Source organism: Streptomyces longisporus (assembly GCF_039532765.1).
Lineage (GTDB): Bacteria > Actinomycetota > Actinomycetes > Streptomycetales > Streptomycetaceae > Streptomyces > Streptomyces longisporus.
In genome coordinates, this window is sequence record NZ_BAAASG010000033.1 from 1 (window position 1) to 21,200 (window position 21,200).

Below are 21,200 nucleotides of genomic sequence, written 5' to 3' on the forward strand. Positions count from 1 at the left end.
AGCAAACCGCGTTCCCCTCCCTTCTTGCGGAGGCAGCTTGACGCCTAGCTCCGTGAGATGTCTGTTTCTGAACCCCATATCAGCAGGTCAAGAGCCCCAGGCCCGAAATAGTCGCTTTGTGTAAGCGTTCGGGAAACGGTCACGGTGACCGTTCCCCGAACGGCAATTCCCGGGGCTGGTGTGGCGCGAACGAAGGAACGCTACGAACGCCGTGGCTCTGACGGTCATCAGCGTCACCAGGAGTCCACCAGGCGACCGGGACCTTGATCGGTCTCAAGGTGATGACGATGGCCTTGGCCTACCGGCTGGGCCACCTTTCGGCGTCGCGCCAGCATTACACCATCCACACCAGCATGAAGCTCTGCGGCGGCCGGCACCCGCCCCGTCGTCGACTTCAGTCACCTATGATGAGGCCCACCCATGATGAGGTCAATGAGGTCCTGGACGATGACGCACTTGTTGAACTCCTCCTCCTCCATCTCCATTGCGAACTCCTCCTCGAATTGCATGACCAGCTCCGTCACGCTCAGCTCGTCAAAATCCAAGTAACTGAGCAACATGCGGTTGTTGATCTCCTTCGGCGCGGCATCGCCCATTTCCTGGGTGAGGATCTCCTTCACGCGCTTCTCGACGTAGCTCGGATTCATGCAGCCCTCCTTGATGGAGCCGGACACCGATCATGTGAATCGGACTAAGTGATCATCGCGGACAGCGTCCCTGGCGGAGGGGTACACGCGCGGAAGCCCCCCTGAAACGAGCACACCGCGCTACGGGATCTTTGGCGGACCAGGTTCAGAAACAGGCACTTACCCTCAAGACCACTGCAGGCGAGGTGACGCTCACCCTTCCGTCGGAACCGGATCGCCAGCAGGCTCAGGAAGATCAGTCGTGACCGCGGAGAAGCCTGCCGTACATCTGCTCGTTGGGCCCGGCATGACGACGACTTACGACACGGCTCCCCGGCCCGCCCCGAAGGCAGACGGCGCCATCCCGACGACGGTCCGCTTCGACCCCGGCGAGTCCCATGAGGTTGACCGGTGGCTGCTGGAGCTGAGGGCACAGACCGGCATCCGCTGGGACAAGGCCGAAGTGATCCGTGAACTGCTGCGCATGGCCCGCACACCGGACAGCATCCTGTGCGACGCGCTGATCGCCCGTGCTCGAAGGGCGGGCATCTGAGTGCAGGATGCGGGCGGTCTGGGGCGGCGGTAGATCGCCGCTTCCACGATCTTTCGCAGGAACTCGTTCTGCTCACCTTCATACGAATCGGCGCCGGTCAGGCGGATCGTCTCCAGGAAGTCATTGAGGACGGCGAGTTCAACCCGGGCGGTCTCCTCTTGCTCCAGGTCGTCATCGCTGTCCATATCTAGTGCGGTTCCGGGGGCGCCGGCGGCAGGTACTCCCAGTTGTCGCGGCGGTTTTGTGCTTCGATCCGGTACTCCGCGGCCTCTTCGGCCTGGGCCCACAGAGTTTCGCCGGCCACCACGGGATGCGAGTTCTCCAGCAGCGCGTCGATCTCCTCCCGGGTCAGCTGCACGTTTTCCGGGCGCGCGCCGGGAATGCGGCACTCAGATGCCGTGGCGGTCCTGCGAGGCTCGGCATGGCGGGCCAGGACCCGGCGGATCTCCTCGAAGGCGGCGGCCGCGCGGGCGGCTGCCGGCCGGAAGGTGCTGGCCTTCCAAGCCTGCATCGCGGCGTACCGGGGCCCGTGCGAAGTCTCACCGTCGTCCCAGGTCGAGGCCTCCGGCTGCCGGTAGGGCGTGACCAGGCCGTCGGGCAGGAACAGCGTGCCGGTGTTTACCCGCCGGCGGATCTCAGACGCGATGTACGAGGCCACATGCCGGGGGCGCAGCGGCACCGTCCAGCGGGCCAGCTCCCGAGCGATCTCCTCCCACGTCCATCCCGCCTCGAAGAACGGCCGCAGACTGTAGGCGAGTTGACGCAGGCACGAGCCCTGCGTCCACCACGTGTGCAGCTGAACGAACCGGGCCTCCTGCATTGCAGCCGCCGCTTTTGTCGCCGACCAGCCGGTCGCGCCCTTCGCACGGTGCTTGGGGGACTTCTCCCGGCAGGCGCGCTTGCGCGTCCTGTCTTTCAAACCCCCATCTACAGAACCGGAAGTACGTGGCTGAGGTACCACCACAGAAGGGGTGCACGACCCGGAGTTATCCACAGGCTCCGTCTGCTGAACATCCTGCCGTTTCCGCTGGTTATCCACAGCCTCCGCGATGGCCAGCTCACGGCCGGCGTCGGTGACACCGACCTGCCGGGCCGTGTACCCCTCCCCCTCGATCCGGCGCCCCATGGCCTCGTCCCACACCCGCGGCGCGACCGCAGCGAACAGGGTGGCCGTACCGCGGTAGCCGTGCTCGCGCGTCCAGGCGGCGCCGTAACGGGTGCGCAGCACGTTGCGCTTCGTCCCGTGCTCCACGTAGGCGATGAGGCCGAGTTCGCGCAGGTAGCGGGTGTGGTTGTACACCGCGCGCGGCTTCAGACCGAGCGCGCGGGCGGTGGCCTCCGCACTGAAGGGGAAGTGTCCGTCGCTGCTGCGCGCCATCCGCTCGGCGAAGACCTCGGCGAGCTGCAACGTCGTACGGCCGGCCTTCGGGTGAAACCCAGCCCCGACCATGAACCGCGCGGCAGCGAGGAAATCCGCGCCGCGGCGCAGACGCCGGGACGCGGTCGTACCGATCTCCTGGGCGGCACTGTCACAGACAAGATCGAAAGTGTGACGGGACGTGTCCGCGACCAGTGCGGTCTTGGACACATCCGGGCATGCCGTCGGGTTGATATGGCGGCACGCCAAAAGGTCGTGCATCATTACCTCCGTTGGGTCTGCCCTCGGGCAGGCACAAAGAGGCCCTCTTCGGGGGGCTTCGGGTTCCGGAAGAACCGAAAAATCTGTCCGACCTGGGGAGGTCGGGCACTTCGCCTGACCAGGGATTAGGCCCCCTGGAGATGGCGGTGGCAGTTCGGTCGAATGGCCCGGTGGCAACCGGGCCTCGTGGCCAGGGACGGCAGCGGTGGACCTGGGGAAGGCGCCGCTGGGATCCGCCCCTTCGATGGGTTACGTCATCCAGCCCCCCTCAACGGGGACCGCGGCAGAGCCGCATGCCGGAAGGCATGCGGAAATCCGCCAGGGGGCTGGAGCTGACACAGCCTCCGTCTGGCGGTGCTTGTTGTGTCCCGAGGGACAGTTCCGGGTACGCTGCATTGCAGCGAGACCTCGTTTCCGAAGACCTCGGTCCCGCGATGTGCGAGACGCATTTCCGAAGAGCTTCCTCGCACCGACTCGGCCCCCGTGGCGCGAACCAGGTTGTGGCGACCTGGTGCCATGCGGGGCCTTCGTCGTGTCCGAGGCGCCGTACCAGCGTCCGGGTGGGCGCAGAGAAGGGCGCGGGTCCACCCTAGTCCCCTCGCTGCGCCAATCGGCACACGATTCACGTGCCCATCCCCCGTGTCGTTCGCTTGTTCTTGACGTTCCGTTGTCGCGCCGGTCTGAGTGCAACGATCGTGCCGCACGGCCGGTGACGAGTGGTCAGGACGCAACGCGGTGCTCCCGTGCGACGGGATAGTCGGCCGAATGAGTTGATGGCGCGACCGTCGGACGGGACTGCCACGGCCCGAGCAGGAGATCCTCTATGGTTCCGCGGCCGCCGGTCTGGTTCTGCCACCCCTCCAGCACGTGTTGCACGATCGAGCGCGCCACCAGCTGGTACTCGCCCGGGCACCGTTCGTCCTGGGCCAGGCCCGCCACGTGCTTGGTGTGGCAGTAGGCGGCCATCATCTCCGCGATCAGCGGCGAGAACAGATCCGGGAGCGGCCGCATGTCGGCGCAGGCGGCCGGGAAATCGGGCGCGGGGGCCGGGGCCGGAGCGGCAGGGCGGCGCGTGCGGCGGAAGCGGAGGTATCGCATCGAAGGCTCCTTCGTAGCCAGGCTGATCAGGTCTGCGGGTCTGTGTGCGGCGCGGCGATCAGGTCGAGGAGGGTCTGTGCTCGGGCGGTGTGCTGGGCCACCCACAGGCGCAGTTGAGCTGCGGTGACGGTGGCGCCGTTGGGCAGCAGGAACCGCGCCGGCGTCCGGCTGAGCTCGAGCGCCTTCTCCAGGTGCCCCACGGCGGCGGTCAGTTCGGTGATGAACGGCTGCGTCCCCGCCGCCGTGGAGCTGGCCGAGTCGGCGTGCGGGATGAGCGGGACCACGACGGCGGCGGCCGCGGCGGGTCCGTGGGCGTGGTGGGCGGTCATGCGGCCGACGCTTTGACGGTCGGCCGGGGGCGCATCAGGGCGTCGACGGGCTCGGCGTCGCCGAGTACGGGGACGAAGATTCTGCTGAAGGGTCCGCTCTCGCGCAGCTGGTCCAGGGTGGTGACGCCGGCGCGCAGGGCGGCCGCGGCGAGGACCGGGTCGGCGGCCGAGAGGCTGCGCAGGTCGGCGATGCGGCGCTCCAGCCGTTCCGGGGAGGCGCCGGTGAGGACGAGCAGGATGCGCGGGAACGACTGGGACGGGTAGCGGGAGCGCCAGGCCGGTGCGGTGGCCGTACGCCGTGCCGGCCTGGGACCGCGGCCGGCCGGGGGCTGGGGCACGTAGCGCTGGTAGGCGGCGTAGGCATGGAGCTTCTGAGCGAGACGCGCGATCGTCATCTGCGTCCGGTCGACCTCGACCATGAAGGTCAGCAAGGTGCGCTGCTGGCCGGAGATGTGGACGTAGTTGACGACGGCGTCCGGGATCAGCCGCAGGTCCTCGCCGGGGCGCTGGTCGTCGCGGTAGGAGTGGGCGACTTCCGGGGACCAGTCCAGCGGCCCGCACTCGTGCCCGAGAGTACGGGCGTGCGCGACGAACGCCAGGCCGGTCTCCACGGTGGCGAGGGTGTGCTCCTGCAGGGGGCCGGCGGCCGCCTCCGGGCTCATCCGGTACGGGCGTTGGGGCAGCAGGCCGGTGGCCTCGACCGCGGTGGCGCCGGCTTCGGTGAGCCACCACAGCAGATCGGTCTGTCCGTGGGCGCGCCGGCCGACGCGCTCGACCAGGCCGCGGTCGCGCAGCATGTGCAGCTGGCGGCGTAGGTATTCGGCGCGCGTGTGGTGCGGGGTGAGCATCTGGTGCAGCTGCTGGGTGGAGATCAGCCGGTGCTGGTACAGCACATTCAGGGCTTGCTGGCCAACGTCGTTGGCGCCCATCGGAGTTGGCGTGGGGTAGGGCATGGGGATTCTCGCTTCTAGTCGACGACGCTGGTGGGATCGCTGGCGGAGCCCGGGGTGGGGCGGCGGCTGTGGTGGGCGAGGACGACGTCGTTGAGCTGCTCGAGGGCCTCGAGGATGTCGCCGAGCCGGCGCCGCTGCAGGTTGGTGTCGATCGCCTGATCGAGGTCCTTGACGCCGTCGGGGTTGTCGTAGCGGGCGAAGACCTCCTCGACGGGCAGTCCGCGCACTCGAAACGGGTTGGTGGGCTGGCCGTCGAGGTTGAGCGACATGATGTAGTGGTACTTCGGCAGCGCGGTGACGGTCTCCGGGGAGACCTGGCCGTTCCACCGCTTGACGACGAAGTCGGCCTCGTCGTGGTCGGCGGCGCAGGTCGCCAGCAGCGACCGGTTCTGCAGCAACGCCTGCCGGGTAATCGTGGACAGCCGCAGCACCATCTGGGTCATCCCGGTCAACCGGATCTCGTACTTGCGCAGCTGCTCGCAGATCGCGGCCACGAAGCCCTTGCTCGAGGCGTCCAGGGCGGTGAGCTCGTCGATCCACGCCCAGAACGTGGCCCGCTCCTCGCGCGGGGTGTCCTGTCGAGACAGGCCGGCACGGTGCAGATCGTGGACGAGGAGGCAGGCGACCAGGCCGTCGGCCTCCGATCCGGAGGGGCACACGAACACCACCTGGCTGGTGTCCATGGCAGTGCGTACGTCGTAGCCGGAGGTCGGGTTGCCGAAGAAGGCCTGCAGCGCTGGCGAGGTGTCGAGTCGGTCGATCGCGTAGGTGACGGTCGGCACGGCGTCGGCGGCGACTCTCGGGAACGTCTTTTCCCAGTAGTCGCGTGCGCTGGTGGGCAGGTGCGGCAGGAGGGCCTCGCGCCATTCCTCGTCGACGAGCCAGGTGCGGATCTGGAAGAGCGTGGCCTGCGCTTCGGGGTGGCCTTCTCGTACGGCCTTGAGGTTGAGCAGGGCCAGGGCCTGGGCGGCGCGGGCCAGGATGGTGCGGGCGCGCGGGGCGTGGTCGCCCCAGTCCTGGGCGGCGGCGATGCCCTCGGTGACCGCGCGGACGACCTTCTGGACGTCCGCGGACTTGCGGCGCTCCATCGACAGCGGGTTCCAGGAGACGACCAACTGGTCCTCGTCGGCGTCGGCGAGGTTGATCTCCCACAGCCGGTCGGTGATGTGAGGGTGGGCCAGGTAGGGCTTTGCCCGGGCCCAGGCCTCGCCGTGCGGGTCGAGGAACCAGACGCCGTATCCGTTGTGGGCGAGTGCGATGGCCTGCACGAGGGCTTCCTCGGTCTTGCCGTGCCCGCTCTTGCCCAGCACCAGCGCGAACAGGAGGTCCTGGACGCGGGCTGCGCCGATGCGTTCGCGGCCGTCGGGGTAGGTGACCGCGCCGAGCGGCACAAGGTCGCGCTGGCCGGTGTAGACGGGCAGGTTGGCCGGCGCGGGCGGGACGACGCCGCCGGAGCGGACGATGCTGGAGGCGGTGCAGCTGCGCGTGGGCGGCTTGAGGAAGCCGCACAGCTCCGGGACGGTCATCCACTGCCGGCGGCGCGGGCGGAACTCACCCGTGGTGAACCGTCGGTCGAAGGAGGAGACGGCGCGCCGTGAACGGGGGCGGCGGGGCCTGAGGTAGTTCTCGCCGGACGTGGCAGCGAACACCGCCAGCAGCTGGTTCATGCGAGCCCGCGCGGCCTGGGGGTGCCCGGCCTGGGTACGCAGCAGCAGCTGCACCGCGAAGACCGGGCCGGCGGAGGGCTCGAACTTGCCGATGCCGTCGCGCACATCAGTCATGCGCGGCAGCCGCTCGCCCCGCGACCCGCCGGAGGTCTTCCCGCCGCTCCAGGCCGCACTCAGCGAACCCATGAAGCCCCCCGCGCCACCGAACGAGCCGGTCAGCCGCTCGCCGTACGCGGACGGCCCGCGCCGGCGGGCGGCCGCCAGCAGCCGGCGACGCCGGCGAGCCAGCTGACGCTCGGGGATGGGCAGCAGGTCCAGGACGACGTCGGCACGCTCGCCGTCCTCGGTGCGCACACCGGACAGGGCGGTCGCGAGCTGCTGCAGCGGGTCGGGGTGCAGGCCGAGCGAGGCCAGCGGCCGCTGGTCGGGCAGCGCGAGAACCAGCTCGGCGCGCTCGACGTACGAGGCCGCCGGCCGTTTGCGGGCCGCCGTGTCGCGCGGCTTGGCCAGGTCGACGAATGTCGTCACGAGAGGCTCCGGCGCGGGGTGGGCACGGAGAAGCGGACCGGCTGGATGTCACTGCGGGAGCCGCCGTCGGCGCGGATCTCGACCTCGGCGAAGCCGGGCATCGTCAGGACCGCCTGCGCGTGGGCGTGGCCCTCCAGGTAGCAGTGCATCCGGCCGTTGCGGGCGCTGTAGTGCAGCCGGGCGGCCCGCCCGCGCCGCGGGGTGCCGCCGGCGGCGTAGCTGACACGGCCCAAGTGCTGGGACCAGCGCCGCACTTCGCCCTCACCGGGGTCGAAGGTGCTGGTCGGCACCGCCTCGACGCGGACGCGTCCGGACAGCGCGTCCCGCACGAGCAGTGCACGACGCCATGAGATCCCGCACGCGGCGATGAACCCGGCGGCGATCACGACGGCCATGTAGGGCGCGGCGACAGCGATCCAGTGGGCGGCATCGAGCAGCAGCCGCGCGCCGTCGGGGAGGGAGGCGCGGTTCATGCGGGCGTCCGGCCAGCGGAGCGGTGGGTGGCCTTCACAGTGACCTCCGGGTGGTCGTGGGGAACTTCCTTCACCCCGACCAAGTCCGCCCGGCGGGCCCGTTGTGACACCACCCCGAACACTTTGCTACTGCTTTACCTTCGGGGGTGGTGCGGTGGCCCGTGACAGCGACCGCCAACGGACTGCGCGACGACTACTTCACCGACGGCGCCCCCGCGTCCCGATCCTGGCCAGGCCGCCGATCCGACCGTGCAGGAGGTGGCCGCCGCGATCCTCGTCGATCCCGCCATCGCCTGAGCGCCCCCGCGCTGCAGATGTCCCCGGCTGACAACACGACCCGGACCGCAGCGACCCGCCGCCCCTCTCGGGCGGCAGCGTTGTGAGATCCCGGTGACAGGATGACGCCAGAAGCGCCGCGTCCGCCCAGCGGCCGCGGCAACCCGAACGTCACGGAGTACCACCCATGAACCGCAGTGAGCTGGTCGCAGCCATCGCAGAGCGCGCCGAGGTGTCCCGCAAGGACGCCGACGCCGTGCTGGCCGCCCTCGCCGACGCCGTCGGCGACGTCGTCGCCAAGGGCGACGAGAAGGTCACCATCCCTGGCTTCCTCACCTTCGAGCGCACCCACCGTGCCGCTCGCACCGCCCGCAATCCGCAGACCGGCGAGCCGCTCGAGATCCCGGCCGGCTACAGCGTCAAGGTCTCCGCGGGCTCCAAGCTCAAGGAAGCCGCCAAGGGCAAGTAGGTCCCGCTGCCCCCGGGCAACCGCACTCCGCGCCCACACCGACGCCGGATAGACGTGCCACCCACGGGGTAGAACGGCCGCCGGACGCCTCCGGTGACGGGCGGCCCCACCCACAACCAACCGGGAACCCCCGGCGACATCGAAGGACAAGCAGCATGGCCAGCGGCACCGTGAAGTGGTTCAACGCAGAGAAAGGCTTCGGCTTCATTTCCCAGGACAGCGGCGGACCGGACGTCTTCGCGCACTACTCCAACATCTCCGGCAACGGATTCCGCGAACTCCTCGAAGGTGAAAAGGTCGAGTTCGACGTGACCCAGGGCCAGAAGGGCCCCCAGGCCGAGAACATCGTCCGCCGCGGCTGACACCTGAAAATGCGCACCGCCCCGCACGGACCACTGTGTAAGGTGGCCTCGCCGACGCGGGGTGGAGCAGCTCGGTAGCTCGCTGGGCTCATAACCCAGAGGTCGCAGGTTCAAATCCTGTCCCCGCTACTGACCGAAGGGCCCGGCGCGCAGCCGGGCCCTTCGCCTTTTCCGAACACGGCGTGCGACACCCGGCTTGTGGTGCCTGCGCAGCACAGCGAGGCAAGACCCCGCGACGGCTCAGCTGCCGGATGCGCTGGACAGCGTCCTGTCCACGAAGGCGCGGACGACGTCGGCGGCCTCGGCCACGGACACCTCCTTCGTCCACTTCGATGTCGAGGCGTGGCCATGGCAGTGCAGGGTGATGTGGTGCACGCCGTGGACGTACTCGCTGCGGTGGGCGTGCGGCCGACGTCGGCAACGACCGTGCCGTTCGATGTCTTCCAGATGCTCGAGGACGACGTCGAGGTGGAACCGGCGGGGCAGGGTGCGCGCTTCCCGGCACCCTCGGCACTCCAGCAGGTGCTGGACGCTGCCGTCCCGGCGGAGGAAGGTCACGCCCTTGCCCTCGAAGGTGTTGCAGCTGGCGCAGACCGGGCCCCGGATGTGGCCGTGCTCGTGGCAGTGGTCCCAGATTGACGCCCTGCTCTCGCGGCACAGACAGCACAAGTAGTCATCGGCGCGGTGCGTGCGGCGCGCGGAGTTGTAGGCGACGCCGCGCAGGTGCCCCTTGTAGGCCTGGAAGGCCTCACCGGAGCAGGCCGGGCACAAGGTGACATAGCCGTTCGCGGCGGTGGCGCGCCACGCGCAGCGGCTTCCCTGACGCCGGCAGCCGGTACAGATCTGGGCCTGCTCCGCGAGGGCGCGGTCCCGCTCCTGCCAGCGATCCAGCATGTCCGCGTACCCGCGCGGCAGCACCCAGTGGCTGCCTGACCGGGTGAGCAACCTGAGGGGGCGGGTGCCGGCGATCGTGCGCTCGCCGTAGAACGAAACGAGGTCGTCGAACGTGAGCTCCCCGGGAAGGCCGTGGGGGCCGATTTCGTACCGGCTGCTCCACACGTCGTTGTCCAGGGCGACGGTGATCTCCGGATCGAAGATGTCGAAGTCGTCGGTGGGATCGGCGGCGACGGGGGTGTCCGCGCCGATCGCGCGCCAACGGGCCCTCTGCGCGGCGGCATAGATCCAGTTGTTCAACGTCCGGCGCCAGTCGGTTTGATTCCAGTCGTTGAGGGACCCGCGGTCCTCAAAGTAGCGGCGATCAGGAATCCAGGCGTTCACGACGTCGGCGGCGTCGACTGTCACGGCGGCGAGGGCTTGGCCGGCGCGACGGACGTCTCGGTCGTCGTACTTCCAACGGCCTTTGTCCTTGTAGCCGCGTACGGCGATGTCGCCGACGAACACATGGCCGTGGACGAGGAACTCGCTTTTGCCGGGGATCAGTTCGCCCGCATGGATGGGCAGGCCGCAGTCCTTGGTCAGATCCGCCAGGATGTCGCGGGCCAGCTGGGGGCTGATGAGCATGCCTGGATGATCGCAGGAGGGTCTGACATCGCCGGAATGTCGTTTCCCCAGCTCCGGGCGGGAGCCGGGGAAACGACATGGCGGCTGGTGTTACGCCCTGCGCCAGCGACGGTTTCGCCGCGGCAGACCGAGCCGTGCCTGGACGGTGCGCTCGAGCCAGTCGACGAACTCGTCCGGGGTGTCCGGCTGGAGCGGCAGCACCCAGTACCTCGCCCACTCCTCCCGCTTCGAGTGGGCGCCGGTCGTGTGCCCGCGAAGCCGGGTGACAGCTGCTCCGCGACGCAGGAGTCGGGTCGGGCGGGTCCGGCCGGCGTAGCAGGCCATGTCATCGGCATTGACGACGATGTACACGGCCCGCTCTTCGTGACCGCTGTCGTCGCCGAGGCTGAACGGACAGCACCTGTACTCCTCGAGCCAGGGGCCGGCCATGCTTGCGAAGGTCGTGTACCGCTCCGGCGTCATGGTGACGACGCCGGGCCAGACCGGGGCCGTCACCGGTTGCGCGGCTTCGGCTCGGAGACGAGGCGCAGGTCGTCCGCGAGGTCCTCAATCTGACTGAAGGAGGCCTCAACCTCGGTCCACGGCAGGAGGTCCGTAGTCCCGTGCCGGTCCCGCATGTCAATCAGGTCCCGCAGGCCATACACCGTCTCGTTGAGCCTCTCCTGGAACAAGGTGAGCGCGTCGGACTCCTGCTCCGCGGTGGTCTTGCCCTTGCCCTTGCTCTTCTCCGTGAAGCCGTTGCGGACGGCGCCCCGCAGGTGCGCGTTGTAGGTGGAGCCCTTCCAGCCGCTCGGCTGGCCAGCAAGTTCCTTCCTCTCGGCGTCCCACCAGCGGGGCGCCTGGTCGGCACGCACCCGCTTGATGGCGTCGGCGAGGATCTCCCGCCCCTCGCTCTTCTCGAGGAGGCCCTTGATGATCTGGCCGACGCTCGTACGGGCGATGGTCGTGCCGGTGATGGCCTCTGCGGAGCCGGCCGCTGCGAGGAGGTGTCCACTCATGACCAGCGCGACCATGCCGAGCGCGCCGAGGAGCAGCGTCGCCTGGGTCTCCTTCTCCTCCGCGCGGGCGAGCAGATTGTCGACCTTCTCGTCTGTGTCCACGTTCTCGACGACCCACGGGTAGTCGACCAGGTCCTGCCACAGACACCCCGTATCAAGCGCCGTGCGCGTGGACTTCAGGTCCCTGTCTGCCGAGTAGGAGCGGAGGCCCAGCTCGACGATCGGCCCGTTCCGGCGGCTGAGGACGAGGTAACCGTTCGTCTGCAGCTTGCTCTTCACCAATGCGTTGAACGGGGCGCTCTTGTGCGTGAGCTGCTGCATGACAAGCGCGAAACGCAGGTCGGGAAGCCCAGGGTTCAGGCCGAGGACTCGCATGGCGCCGGCCACGTTCCCCCGGCCGATCAGGACGTCACGCATGGCCTCCTGGTCTTCCTTAGATGATTCAGAGACCAGAAGTCCTTCGTCGTACAGGCCGTTGATGATCTCCTCAGCGGTAACGGCGTTTTGCGCGCCGAGGTCGAACGGCTTGCCGCCGACGTTCATGCGCATCAGCAGGGCGCGCACCGCGGCAGGGAAGCGCTGCATCCCCTTGCCGGGGTCGTCGTCGTGGTAGCCCACGATGACCTGGACCGGGACAGTCATGGCGTTCAGGGCCATCGCCGCCTCGTTGCGGCTCTTGATGTCGGCCGCGGATCCGGTGGGCGACTGCTTGAGCCGCTTGTGCTCCTGCTTGATCACCTTGCGTACGAGCTCGCGGCGCGCGGGGAGGGACATCTGCATCAGGTGCGAGGGACGGAGCTTCACCTTCTTCTCGCTCGCCTGCCCGATCAGGGAGTCGTCCACCCATCCGCGAGGGATTGTCATGCGGTGGTAGCAGAAGGAGAGGCGACAGTTGCCGTCCACGGCGGTGACGTCGTCGTCGGGCTCGCCGTCCTCAGAGGCGAAGAGCGCCGGAACGAGCATCAGAGGACGCTCGACCAGCCGCTCTCCCACTTCCTGAGGGTTGTCGGTCCGGACGCGCTCGGCGGACCGGTCGACGGACTCCAGGATGTCCTGGTACTCGTCGGGGTGTACCAGGGCGGCGTACTCGTTGTGAGGCTGGGGCATGGCCAGGGCCTTGCGTCCGCCGACAGCGCGGGGGTCGGCCGCGTAGGAGGCCTCAGCCAGCAACCGGTCGTTTTCGATCGCGAGCGAGATCATGGGCGAGTAGGCACGGTAGGTGAGGACCATCAGCCAGCCGGTCTCCACGCGATGCTGCTCGACGCGGATGCCGACGAGTGCCTGCGGCTCGACTGCGCCCTGGACGAGGCGCCGGATGCTCGCGGCGGGGAGGTGGACGTCGGCGTGCTGCGAGAGGTAGGCCTCGGCCTTCTCCGTCGCGCTCAGCGGCGGGAGCCGGTGCTCGAAGTCGTCGTTGCTGTTCCGGAAGTCGGTGACCGGGATGACCGAGATCTCATGGATCGGCTCGGGTTCCGGCAGGTAGGTGTCGCTCATCGCGACCGCTCCTCTGGGTACGGCCGCGCACAAGAAATGGCGCGGCCTGCGGTATTACGCGAGGCAGCACCATCGGAGCGCTACGCACCCTCGTCGCCTCGGGGGACCTCGGTCCGTCCGGGACGTACTCGGCGTCGGTGTGTAAGCCGTCGGCAATCCGGTTGCCCATCCCGGGAATTGCGGGTGGGGAGACACGGGTCGTGCGCACGCGGACCGCAGTCCTATGCGCAGGCCTCCAGCCGCTGCATCAACGGCGTCAACTAGCCAGGGTACTCCGCTCCTTACACGAAGCGCCGTACGAAGTGGGTCGGGAAACGGTGCGCGGTGATCGTCGTTGTCTTCGAGCGTCGTTCTTGCGATGGGCCGCCGTACACGGTTGCACGACAGGCCCATCGAGAAGCCGCCGTCGAGCTGCACGGCGGCGCCTGTTCGACGGCTCAGCGCGTCACGATCGGTGTGACGACCGCGGCCATCGCGGCCACACCGGCCAGGCCCACGAGCAGCGGCTCCCGCGCTGCCGGGTGACGGTGCGCTAGGTAGACGAGTGCGCCGACAGCAAGGAAGCCGACCATGACGAGCAGCAGCAGGACGAGCAGGGTGATCGTGGACACGGCGGAGTTATCCCCTTGGGTTCAGGCATGCGTGACTCACATGCGGATGGTGTCGCCCTTGGCACGACGGGCTGACGAACGGGCAGCAGCATGCGTTCGTGCAGAGTTAGGGGCGCAAGTCCCCTCGGACAGGCGCCGGATCCGGCTATCTCAACTGTCCTGGCCCGCGGTTACAGTCTTGAACAACGGCTCCACAGATGGCTCCGCGCGGCTCTCGCCCGCATTTCGCGGGGTTCAGGGGGTGAGCTGCTGGCGCCCACACCACCTCGGACGGTGTTAACCGCACCCGTCAGCGCGTGCGTGATCGAACTCGGACGACAGGGGCGGGCCCGCCGAGAAGAACCCGTCGATAACCGGCTCGGTTACGTCGCCGTCGTACGCCTCCAGCTCGTCGAACGCCCGCACCTGGAGCCGCAGTGGGCCTCATATGCGTCCGAGAGCGTGCATGACGCCAGCAAGCACGCCCCCTACGGCGCCCCCCACGAGCTTCCACATGAAAAACCGCTTCGCCTGCTGCCGCCGCAGACGCCGCGCCCGGTCCAGGTAGCGACGATGCCACTCCGCCCCTTGCTGCTCGCGACGCATCAGCATCTCTTGTTCATGCGCGCTCAACGGCCGCCACCGGCGCTTGCCCTTGCGTTTTCCCATCCCAGCCCCCGACGCCGATCACCAACCCCCTATGCTGCCATGCACCTTTGACCTGCACCGCTTCTAGAAACAGCCCTCAATGACGGCGGCGCCGTCCCGTACGGCTAGACGATCCTCCGTACGACGAGGATCGTGCCGTGCGTGGCGACCCTCGCCACCTCGACCACCCGGCCCGGGCGCGGAGCGTGCACGAGAAGACCGTCCCCAATCGCCATCGCCACATGTTCCGGGCGGGAGGCGGAGCCCTCGGTGAAGACGAGGTCGCCGGGCTGCAGGGCGCTGGCGTTCGCGGGTACGGCCCGCCCGTCGTGGATCTGGGTGTAGGTGGTGCGGCTGATCTGGATGCCGGCGACGCCGTACGCGCGCTGCATCAGCGAGGAGCAGTCGCAGTGGCCGGCGGGGGCGCTGCCGTGCGGGTTGCTGCAGTTGCCGCCCCACTGGTACGGGGTGCCGAGTTGCTGCAGGGCCCACTGGATCGCGGCCCGGGCGGCGGGCTTGGCGGTGGCGGGGATCTGGTAGCCGTCGGGCAGCGTGCCGGCCTGGATCGTCCCGTACTGCGAACCGTCCGTCTGGGGGCCGCAGCTCAGGGCGTACGGGTTGGCGACCGCGCCGGTGGGGCTGCCCACGGACGCGCCGAGCGTGGGGGCGATGGCCTGTTGCAGCGCGGTCGCCAGCGGCTCGTGCTTCGCGTACGCGTCGGGGAAGCCGCTTTTCTGTACCTTCTGCGCGGCGACCGTGACGGGCATCGACTCCCAGCCCTTCACCGACTTCAGGGCGGTGTAGAACTTCTTGCTCGCGTAGACGGGGTCGAGTATCTGCTCTCGGGTGCCCCAGCCCTGGGAGGGCCGCTGCTGGAACAGGCCCAGGGAGTCCCGGTCCCCGTGGTCGAGGTTGCGCAGGGCGGACTCCTGCAGGGCGGTGGCGAGCGCGATGATCTGGCCGCGGGCCGGGATCTTCAGCTGGATCCCGGTCGCCACGATGGTCTTCGCGTTGGGGAGCTGCTCCTTCGGGTCGGGCAGCCCGGACACCGTCACGTCGCTGCTGCCGGAGACCAGGGAGCTGACCTGCTGGGCGAGTTGGGCGGTGTCGGCGTCCAGGCCGGCACCGCCCGTCCCTTGGCACTGCAGTTGGGCCGCGGCGTCCTGTGCCTGGGCTTCGCCCAGGCCGATGACGTGGCCGGCGACGGCGCCCATGAGGATCACGACCAGCAGGACGAGCGCGATGGTGCCACCCAGCACCTTCTTCGTACGACTACTCATTGCTGGGATCACCCGCCGCGCGGCGCCGCAGCTCCGCTTCTTCCAGCTCGCTCAGGTAGCTCTCGTAGTCGTCCTGGGAGGCCCGGTTGGGCTGCAGGCTGCGCCGCGGGGTGGGCGGCGTGCGGCGGACCCCGCGGTCCAGGCGGCGCCGCAGCTGCTGCTGGCGAGGCGAGTTGGCCGGCTGCAGCGGCGGCTGGTGGCGCGGCCGCTGCCGGTTCGGGCCGGCTCCAGGACGCGTACCGGTGGGACGCGCCGGCGGTCCGGGGTTCGGCGGCCGCATGGGCCTGGGCGGGGACGCCGGCCGGGGCGGCGCGGTGGTCGGCCGCGGCGGGGTCGCGGGGGCGCCGGACGCCGGGGTCGGGGGCATGGGGCGTCGAGAGCGTCCTGCGGGCCGCGGGCGGGTTGGTCCGCGGTGGCCGCGGCTGAGACGGGACATCAGTGCGGTCGCTCCGACGGACTGCGGCATCGCGTAGCCGATTGCGGCCAGCGGGTTGCCGGTGGCCAGCGCGGTGGTGGCCAGGGCGCCGCGCACCAGCACGCGGGCTGTTTTCCGGCCCAGCTGCGGAGACTTGGAGATCGGCGTGGCGGCGGGGGTGAAGATCGAGCCGTGGGTGCCGCCGACGCGGCCGCCGGACATTTTGGACTTGAGGTTGTTCGCGATCTGCTGGGTGCGGGCCTGGAGTGCCTTGCGCTTTTTGACCGCGGCGATGCACACGACGTCCACGGCAAGGAATCGCAGGCTCAACTCGCGTCCCCAGTCCGTCTGGACGGGGTCGAGGACGGCTTTGATGACGATGATGAACACGGCCAGGGAGGTGACGGCGACGAGCATCTGCGCCAGGGAGCGCCATACGGAAGCGCACCAGTCCCACAGGAAGGCGCGCCCCAGGCCGGGGATGGTGCCGGCGAGCAGGGCGGGTTCGCCGCGGATGGCGTCCCAGGCGATGCGGCACTGGGCGGTGAGGAAGCTGCCGGCCAGGCCGGTGATGAGGACGCCGACGATGAGGGCGGCGATGAGCAGGAAGAGGGATCCGCCGAGTTTGTCGAGGCTGGCCTTCTTCGCCGTGTTGATGTCGCCCTTGACGCACTTCTTCTCGAAGGCGTCCATGGGGGGACTGCCGAAGTGGTTCATGGCCCAGGTGGCGCCGAGCCGCTCCTCCCAGCCGAACTGGGTGTCCCAGAAGTCGCCGCGGAGGACGGCCGTCAGCTTGCCGATCTTGACGGCCTGGTCGATGACCTTGTCCGTCTGCCGTTGGTAGGCGAGCTGCTTGATGCGAGTCTGGGCGTAGTCGCGGGCGCAGGCGCCGTCGAAGGTCTGGCCGTACTGCAGCAGCATCGCCGGCTGCACGATGAACGCGTCGGTCAGGGCGTCGGTGAGGGGGCGCGACAGGGTGAACGAGGTGGCCGGGGTGGTGACGTCGTTGTGGGCCCAGGAGTTGGTGGGGTCGGCGTCGAGGACGACGTCGGCGACGTCGAGGGCGAAGCCCCGGGTGACCGCGATCGCTCCGTGGTTGTCGCCCAGCAGGGTCTGCGGTGGGGAGGACAGCAGCGTGGTGGTCAGGGCCGCCAGGACGATGGACAGGGCGGCATCGCCCCACCCCTTGGCCCGGTCACCGAAGAAGATCCGTGCGGTGCAGATCAGGGCGCACAACGCGAGGAACACGCTCGGCAGACCCATCTCCATGACCACGCGGCTGTGCAGGGAGTTGGCGATGGCCAGCGCCGGCGACAGCAGCAGCTTGGCCAGCCCGAAGGACAGCGACCAGGCGATCAGCCAGCAGCAGAACGCGATCACCCACTTGGTGAGCATGTAGCAGCCCCCAGTGAGCAGGTTCATCAAGCCGAGGTCCCAGCGCGCGAACGAGCCCGTGTCCGACTCCACCGTGTAGACACTGATCGGCAGATTGTTGGCGTCGGTGACGGAGAAGACGCCGAGGATGCCGCCCTCGTTGGGGAGCTGCTTGCGCAGATCGTCCGCCTGGGCGTCGAGCATCGCGGCCTGAGCGGACTTCGACAGCTGCTCCTGGGCCTGCTCCATGAACTTCTGTGCGTCCTCGATCTCCTGCGCACTCGGCGCATTGCCGGTGGCCGGCGTGCTGGAGGTAGCGCTCGGGGACGGCGTCGGAGAGGGAGCGGCGTGCGCGGGCAGGGAGGTGAGCAGGGTCAGGGTGGTCGCGGCGATGGCGGCGAACAGCACCGCTATGCGCAGGCGGGCGCCGCCCAGGGTGCGCAGCCGGATCCGGAGAAGTCTGATTGCCCTCATGCTGCGGTCCGGTAGTCGCTGGGCGTGGTGTGGATGGCGCGGGCCACCACGGTGTCGAAGGGGATGAGGACCTTCATCAGGCCGATGCGGCCGGCGAGATCGCGGTAGAGGCATTCGCCGGCGCGGGCGATGCGCTCCTCCTCGGGCAGGTCGATCGGGGACAACCCGGAGGTGACCAGGTCGAGCAGGTCGGGGTCGGCGGAGTCGACCCCGAGGAAATCGAGGCCGCGGACGGCCAGGGCGCGGGTGGTCTGCCTAAACATCAACCGGTGCGGGATCAGGCCGCGGATGATCGCGCCCTTTTCGGAAGCGGACGGGCCGATGTCGTCGGGGTCGTGGGAGCCGACGTAGGCGGCGGCGTTGTGCTTGCGGCCGTCCCGCATCAGCTCCAGCAGCAGCTCCAGGCCCTCGTCGCTCGAGGTGAGGTACCAGCACTCGTCGAAGACGGCGACCGCGAACTCCTCCTTGGAGGCCATGGCGGTCTCGCGGGCCACGGCGGCGATCAGATACATGACGGCGCGGCCCAGGACCTTTTCGAACTCGAGGCGTTCGATGCGGTGCTCGCTGGCGAGCTCGGCCTTCTTGGGCAGCTGGAGGGAGTTGACGGCGAAGACAACGCAGTCGGCCCGGCGGGTGTCGACGACGGGCAGGGCGTCGTCGAAGACCACGGCCGCCAGGTCCTTGCGGGCCACCGCTTTGAGCTTGCGGGCCAGGGTGCGGGCCGCGGCGTCGTCGGTCCGACCGCGTTCGGCGAGTTCGTCGACCAGAGCGCGCATGGACGGGCGGGGCTGGGCGAGCACCGCCTCGACCGCCTCGGACAGGGCGACGCCCTCCAGTTCCATCGGCTTGACGCCGAGCAGCAGGGTCAAGAAGCTCTCGCAGAACCGGGCGGCGATCTTCGGGCTGTCGCCGGTGAACAGCCGCAGCGGGTCCAGGCTGACTTCGGCGTGCTGGTCGATGCGGATGACCTGGGTGGTGCCGGGGCAGGCCTTCGCGAACCGCACCCACTCCTCTTCCTTGGTGCGGTCCACGATGACCGCGCGGCCGCGGGAGTTGGGCTTGCCCGGCTGGTGGCCGCGGGCGAGGACGTTATAGACGGCCGTCTTCAGCCCGACGGACTTGCCGGCGCCGAGCTCGCCGATGAAGGCCATGGACGCGGAGGCGTTCTCGCGGGGGCCGCGGGCCGGGTCGATGAGCACCGGGCGGGCGCCGCCGGAGGCGAGCTGCAGCCCGAACAGACCGCCGCGGTCGTCACCGAGCGCGCTGCCGCACCACGGCATCGACAGCGCGAAGTCGCGGCTGAGGAGGGTCTGGGCGTAGCCGGTCAGCACGCGGGGGGTGCGGCAGCCGGGCAGCATGGCCCGCCACAGGTTGGCCTGCTCCCCCACCGGCCGGGCGAAGGTGTAGTCGGTGGCGCCGAAGTCATGGGCGAGTGCGGCCGCCCGGTCCTGCACCTCGTCGGGACTCGCTCCCCACACGGCGAGCGTGACCATGGCCTGGATCTCCACCTCCCGTTCGGAGGAGGAGACCCGTTCACGGAACTCGTCGTTGTCGGCCTGGTTCTTGGCGATCGACGCCGGCGGGCCGGCCGGGTCGCCCTCGTACTCGGCAGCCTGGGTGCGCAGATGCCGGGCGCGCTTTCGGCTCTTGGCCTCGGCCTTGCGGCCGGGGGTAATGACCAGGCGGGCCGTCCAGTCCACGGGATAGGCCAGGTCGTCGAGCTGCTGCAGATAGGCGGCGCCCGGCAGCGCGAAGGCCTCCGGCATCTCGGAGAGGGCGAGCAGCGCCTGGTACGAGTCGCCCCATTCGCTGGACACCTGCAGATACCGGCGCTGGAAGGGGTTGCCGGGCACGGGGCGGCGGGTGTCGAAGTCGGTGCCGCCCTCGGCCAGGAGCATCTCCCCCAGGGCGGCGACCGTGCGGCCGCGCCCCCGTACGGCCGGCTCGGTGCCGTCCGGGAGGAACGGCTCGGACAGCCCCCGACGGGCACTGTGCCCGTAGATCCACAGGATTTCCGCCTCGGTCGCGGGCCGCATCGCGACCCCGGCGGGCCAGCGGGCCTGCATCCGCTCGGCCTGCGCGGCCCGCTCGGTGATTTCGCCGGCGCTGACCGGGGCGGGCATCAGCCCGAGGGAGGTGGACACTTCGGCCCTCGCGGCACGGAACGCCGAGGCGAGCATGTCCCTTTGGGAGAGGGCCGGCAGCGGCACGGCCAGCCAGTCGGTACGCCCGGTCAGTTCCATCGCCTCGAGCTGGTCGAGGACGGCGTGACCGAGCTGCTCGTAGCGCGGGCTGCGCGCGAGGTCGACATCGGCGACCATGGCCCGCACCACGGCGATCGGGTCGACCTGCGGGCACAGGCTCAGCAACATCGGCTCGCCGGTCAACGACTTGAACAGCGACTCAAGCGCCTTCAGCCGGCGCTTCTTCGCGGCCTGCGGGGCGTGGGAGTAGTTGGCGGCCGCCACCCGCCACACCGCCCAGACGGTGCCGGACGCGGTGAAGATCAGGTTGCGGGCGATGTGACGGATGGGCAGACGCATTTACTTCTCCAAGTCGGTGGGGGCCGGCGGGGTGCGGCGGGCGAGCAGTGCCTGCACCCCCGACGCCATCGGCGCGGGCGCAGCCGGTCGCAACGCCGACGCGGCGGGGGCCGCCGGGCGGGTGCGCTGGGGCACCGGGGCCGGCGGCCGCGCCGGCGACAGGGGGTCGCCGGCAGCGGGAGCGGCGAGGGTGACGCGGGGCGCATCCCGCTCAGTGCGGGCGGGGCGGAGGGGACGGCCGTGGACGCGGCCCCAGCGCGGGCTGGCGAGCATCACCGCGACGCTCGCGGCGGCCGCGGCCGGGTTGCGGCCGTCGATGTGCAGGTGCCGCATCGCGAGGGCGGCGCCAGCCGGGACGAGGACCAGGACGAGGAGGTCCCCCAGCCCGTGCCCGCCCCACAGGGGGCGGGACAGGACCAGCAGGGCGACCGAGAGAACGATCGCGGCGAGCTGGGTGAGGGTGTACGGGCCGAACGGCAGGCGGAAGTTGGGGCCGCCGTTGACGCTGCGGACCACGCCGTGCACGAGCGGGGCGCGGCGGGCTTTGGTGTAGCAGCGGCCGACGAAGTCCTCGTCGAGGTCGTCCGGCGCGCTCACTGGTCGCCCTGGACGACCTTGCCGCCCCCGCCGTTGTTGTACTCGTTGATGGTGTCGCTGGTGGACTTGCCGATGGTGTTGATGCTCAGGGACAGCCCCAGCACCACCCCGGCGAAGATCACCGCCATCAGGGTCGGGCCGGGGGCCCTTGTCTTCAAGCCGACGACGAGGATGAAGATCCCGCACAGCACGGGAATGAACACCTTGAAGATCAAGGTCTTGATGTCGGTGCCGAGACCGGTCCCGATGGTGATCCAGTCCGCGGCGAGTGTGACGGTCTGCATGGTGAGGTG

General features: G+C 69.7%; 19 protein-coding genes and 1 tRNA gene. 4 read left to right on the forward strand and 16 right to left on the reverse strand.

Going from position 1 to position 21,200, the window contains the following annotated elements; genetic code table 11:
- Positions 1–398: 398 nt before the first annotated feature.
- Positions 399–647, reverse strand: a complete 249-nt coding sequence (locus ABD355_RS43450) for a phosphopantetheine-binding protein (RefSeq protein WP_344406891.1) — start codon at positions 645–647, stop codon at positions 399–401.
- A 241-nt stretch (positions 648–888) separates the two neighbouring features.
- On the opposite strand from ABD355_RS43450, the gene ABD355_RS43455 reads away from it, so the two are divergent.
- Entirely contained in the window at positions 889–1,179 is a 291-nt protein-coding gene (locus tag ABD355_RS43455; RefSeq protein ID WP_344406892.1) for a hypothetical protein, read from the forward strand.
- Between the two features lie 187 nt (positions 1,180–1,366).
- Here ABD355_RS43455 and ABD355_RS43460 read toward each other — a convergent pair whose 3' ends face one another.
- From ABD355_RS43460 to ABD355_RS43485, 6 genes are all read right to left on the reverse strand, one after another.
- Complete coding sequence (locus ABD355_RS43460) at positions 1,367–2,587, reverse strand: helix-turn-helix domain-containing protein (RefSeq protein WP_344406893.1); 1,221 nt, start codon at positions 2,585–2,587, stop codon at positions 1,367–1,369.
- Positions 2,588–3,538: 951 nt separating this feature from the next.
- Positions 3,539–3,916: a hypothetical protein gene (locus tag ABD355_RS43465; protein ID WP_344406894.1), complete on the reverse strand. Its 378-nt coding sequence runs from the start codon at positions 3,914–3,916 to the stop codon at positions 3,539–3,541.
- Between the two features lie 26 nt (positions 3,917–3,942).
- Positions 3,943–4,245: a hypothetical protein gene (locus tag ABD355_RS43470; protein WP_344406896.1), complete on the reverse strand. Its 303-nt coding sequence runs from the start codon at positions 4,243–4,245 to the stop codon at positions 3,943–3,945.
- Complete coding sequence (locus ABD355_RS43475; RefSeq protein WP_344406898.1) at positions 4,242–5,198, reverse strand: replication-relaxation family protein; 957 nt, start codon at positions 5,196–5,198, stop codon at positions 4,242–4,244. The genes ABD355_RS43470 and ABD355_RS43475 overlap by 4 nt, the downstream gene beginning before the upstream one ends.
- Before the next feature lie 14 nt (positions 5,199–5,212).
- Positions 5,213–7,393, reverse strand: a complete 2,181-nt coding sequence (locus tag ABD355_RS43480) for a type IV secretory system conjugative DNA transfer family protein (protein ID WP_344406899.1) — start codon at positions 7,391–7,393, stop codon at positions 5,213–5,215.
- Positions 7,390–7,866: a hypothetical protein gene (locus ABD355_RS43485; protein WP_344406900.1), complete on the reverse strand. Its 477-nt coding sequence runs from the start codon at positions 7,864–7,866 to the stop codon at positions 7,390–7,392. Before ABD355_RS43485 ends, ABD355_RS43480 begins: the two co-directional genes overlap by 4 nt.
- A gap of 463 nt (positions 7,867–8,329) precedes the next feature.
- Between ABD355_RS43485 and ABD355_RS43490 the strand changes: the two genes are divergently transcribed.
- The 3 genes from ABD355_RS43490 (at position 8,330) to ABD355_RS43500 (ending at position 9,102) form a co-directional block, all read left to right on the forward strand.
- Positions 8,330–8,611: an HU family DNA-binding protein gene (locus tag ABD355_RS43490; protein WP_344406901.1), complete on the forward strand. Its 282-nt coding sequence runs from the start codon at positions 8,330–8,332 to the stop codon at positions 8,609–8,611.
- A 155-nt stretch (positions 8,612–8,766) separates the two neighbouring features.
- On the forward strand, positions 8,767–8,973 hold the full coding sequence (locus tag ABD355_RS43495; RefSeq protein ID WP_344406902.1) for a cold-shock protein: 207 nt from the start codon (positions 8,767–8,769) through the stop codon (positions 8,971–8,973).
- 55 nt (positions 8,974–9,028) lie between these two features.
- Positions 9,029–9,102 (forward strand) — tRNA-Met (locus tag ABD355_RS43500).
- Between the two features lie 111 nt (positions 9,103–9,213).
- Here the strand turns inward: ABD355_RS43500 and ABD355_RS43505 are convergent.
- From ABD355_RS43505 to ABD355_RS43545, 9 genes are all read right to left on the reverse strand, one after another.
- On the reverse strand, positions 9,214–10,494 hold the full coding sequence (locus ABD355_RS43505) for an endonuclease domain-containing protein (protein ID WP_344406904.1): 1,281 nt from the start codon (positions 10,492–10,494) through the stop codon (positions 9,214–9,216).
- Between the two features lie 90 nt (positions 10,495–10,584).
- Positions 10,585–10,923 carry a hypothetical protein gene (locus ABD355_RS43510; RefSeq protein ID WP_344406906.1) on the reverse strand — a complete coding sequence of 113 codons (339 nt, stop codon included), beginning with the start codon at positions 10,921–10,923 and terminating at the stop codon, positions 10,585–10,587.
- Between the two features lie 62 nt (positions 10,924–10,985).
- On the reverse strand, positions 10,986–12,986 hold the full coding sequence (locus ABD355_RS43515; RefSeq protein ID WP_344406907.1) for a hypothetical protein: 2,001 nt from the start codon (positions 12,984–12,986) through the stop codon (positions 10,986–10,988).
- Positions 12,987–13,423: 437 nt separating this feature from the next.
- The gene (locus ABD355_RS43520; protein WP_344406908.1) at positions 13,424–13,597 is read right to left on the reverse strand and encodes a hypothetical protein; all 174 of its coding nucleotides are present in this window, start codon (positions 13,595–13,597) and stop codon (positions 13,424–13,426) included.
- Between the two features lie 752 nt (positions 13,598–14,349).
- Positions 14,350–15,504, reverse strand: coding sequence for a C40 family peptidase (locus ABD355_RS43525; RefSeq protein ID WP_344406909.1), 1,155 nt, complete (start codon positions 15,502–15,504; stop codon positions 14,350–14,352).
- The gene (locus ABD355_RS43530; protein WP_344406910.1) at positions 15,497–17,767 is read right to left on the reverse strand and encodes a hypothetical protein; all 2,271 of its coding nucleotides are present in this window, start codon (positions 17,765–17,767) and stop codon (positions 15,497–15,499) included. Before ABD355_RS43530 ends, ABD355_RS43525 begins: the two co-directional genes overlap by 8 nt.
- Positions 17,764–20,310, reverse strand: coding sequence for an ATP-binding protein (locus ABD355_RS43535; protein ID WP_344406912.1), 2,547 nt, complete (start codon positions 20,308–20,310; stop codon positions 17,764–17,766). The genes ABD355_RS43530 and ABD355_RS43535 overlap by 4 nt, the downstream gene beginning before the upstream one ends.
- Complete coding sequence (locus ABD355_RS43540) at positions 20,311–20,907, reverse strand: hypothetical protein (protein ID WP_344406913.1); 597 nt, start codon at positions 20,905–20,907, stop codon at positions 20,311–20,313.
- Positions 20,904–21,191 carry a hypothetical protein gene (locus ABD355_RS43545; protein ID WP_344406915.1) on the reverse strand — a complete coding sequence of 96 codons (288 nt, stop codon included), beginning with the start codon at positions 21,189–21,191 and terminating at the stop codon, positions 20,904–20,906. The genes ABD355_RS43540 and ABD355_RS43545 overlap by 4 nt, the downstream gene beginning before the upstream one ends.
- Between the last annotated feature and the right edge of the window lie 9 nt (positions 21,192–21,200).

Excerpts from the sequence above, each read along its gene's own strand:
- ABD355_RS43505 (WP_344406904.1), bottom strand. The coding sequence starts at position 10,494 with ATGCTCATCAGCCCCCAGCTGGCCCGCGACATCCTGGCGGATCTGACC.
- ABD355_RS43465 (WP_344406894.1), bottom strand. The coding sequence starts at position 3,916 with ATGCGATACCTCCGCTTCCGCCGCACGCGCCGCCCTGCCGCTCCGGCC.
- ABD355_RS43450 (WP_344406891.1), bottom strand. The coding sequence starts at position 647 with ATGAATCCGAGCTACGTCGAGAAGCGCGTGAAGGAGATCCTCACCCAG.
- ABD355_RS43545 (WP_344406915.1), bottom strand. The coding sequence starts at position 21,191 with ATGCAGACCGTCACACTCGCCGCGGACTGGATCACCATCGGGACCGGT.
- ABD355_RS43530 (WP_344406910.1), bottom strand. The coding sequence starts at position 17,767 with ATGAGGGCAATCAGACTTCTCCGGATCCGGCTGCGCACCCTGGGCGGC.
- ABD355_RS43525 (WP_344406909.1), bottom strand. The coding sequence starts at position 15,504 with ATGAGTAGTCGTACGAAGAAGGTGCTGGGTGGCACCATCGCGCTCGTC.
- ABD355_RS43490 (WP_344406901.1), top strand. The coding sequence starts at position 8,330 with ATGAACCGCAGTGAGCTGGTCGCAGCCATCGCAGAGCGCGCCGAGGTG.
- ABD355_RS43475 (WP_344406898.1), bottom strand. The coding sequence starts at position 5,198 with ATGCCCTACCCCACGCCAACTCCGATGGGCGCCAACGACGTTGGCCAG.
- ABD355_RS43515 (WP_344406907.1), bottom strand. The coding sequence starts at position 12,986 with ATGAGCGACACCTACCTGCCGGAACCCGAGCCGATCCATGAGATCTCG.
- ABD355_RS43535 (WP_344406912.1), bottom strand. The coding sequence starts at position 20,310 with ATGCGTCTGCCCATCCGTCACATCGCCCGCAACCTGATCTTCACCGCG.
- ABD355_RS43470 (WP_344406896.1), bottom strand. The coding sequence starts at position 4,245 with ATGACCGCCCACCACGCCCACGGACCCGCCGCGGCCGCCGCCGTCGTG.
- ABD355_RS43485 (WP_344406900.1), bottom strand. The coding sequence starts at position 7,866 with ATGAACCGCGCCTCCCTCCCCGACGGCGCGCGGCTGCTGCTCGATGCC.
- ABD355_RS43510 (WP_344406906.1), bottom strand. The coding sequence starts at position 10,923 with ATGGCCGGCCCCTGGCTCGAGGAGTACAGGTGCTGTCCGTTCAGCCTC.
- ABD355_RS43495 (WP_344406902.1), top strand. The coding sequence starts at position 8,767 with ATGGCCAGCGGCACCGTGAAGTGGTTCAACGCAGAGAAAGGCTTCGGC.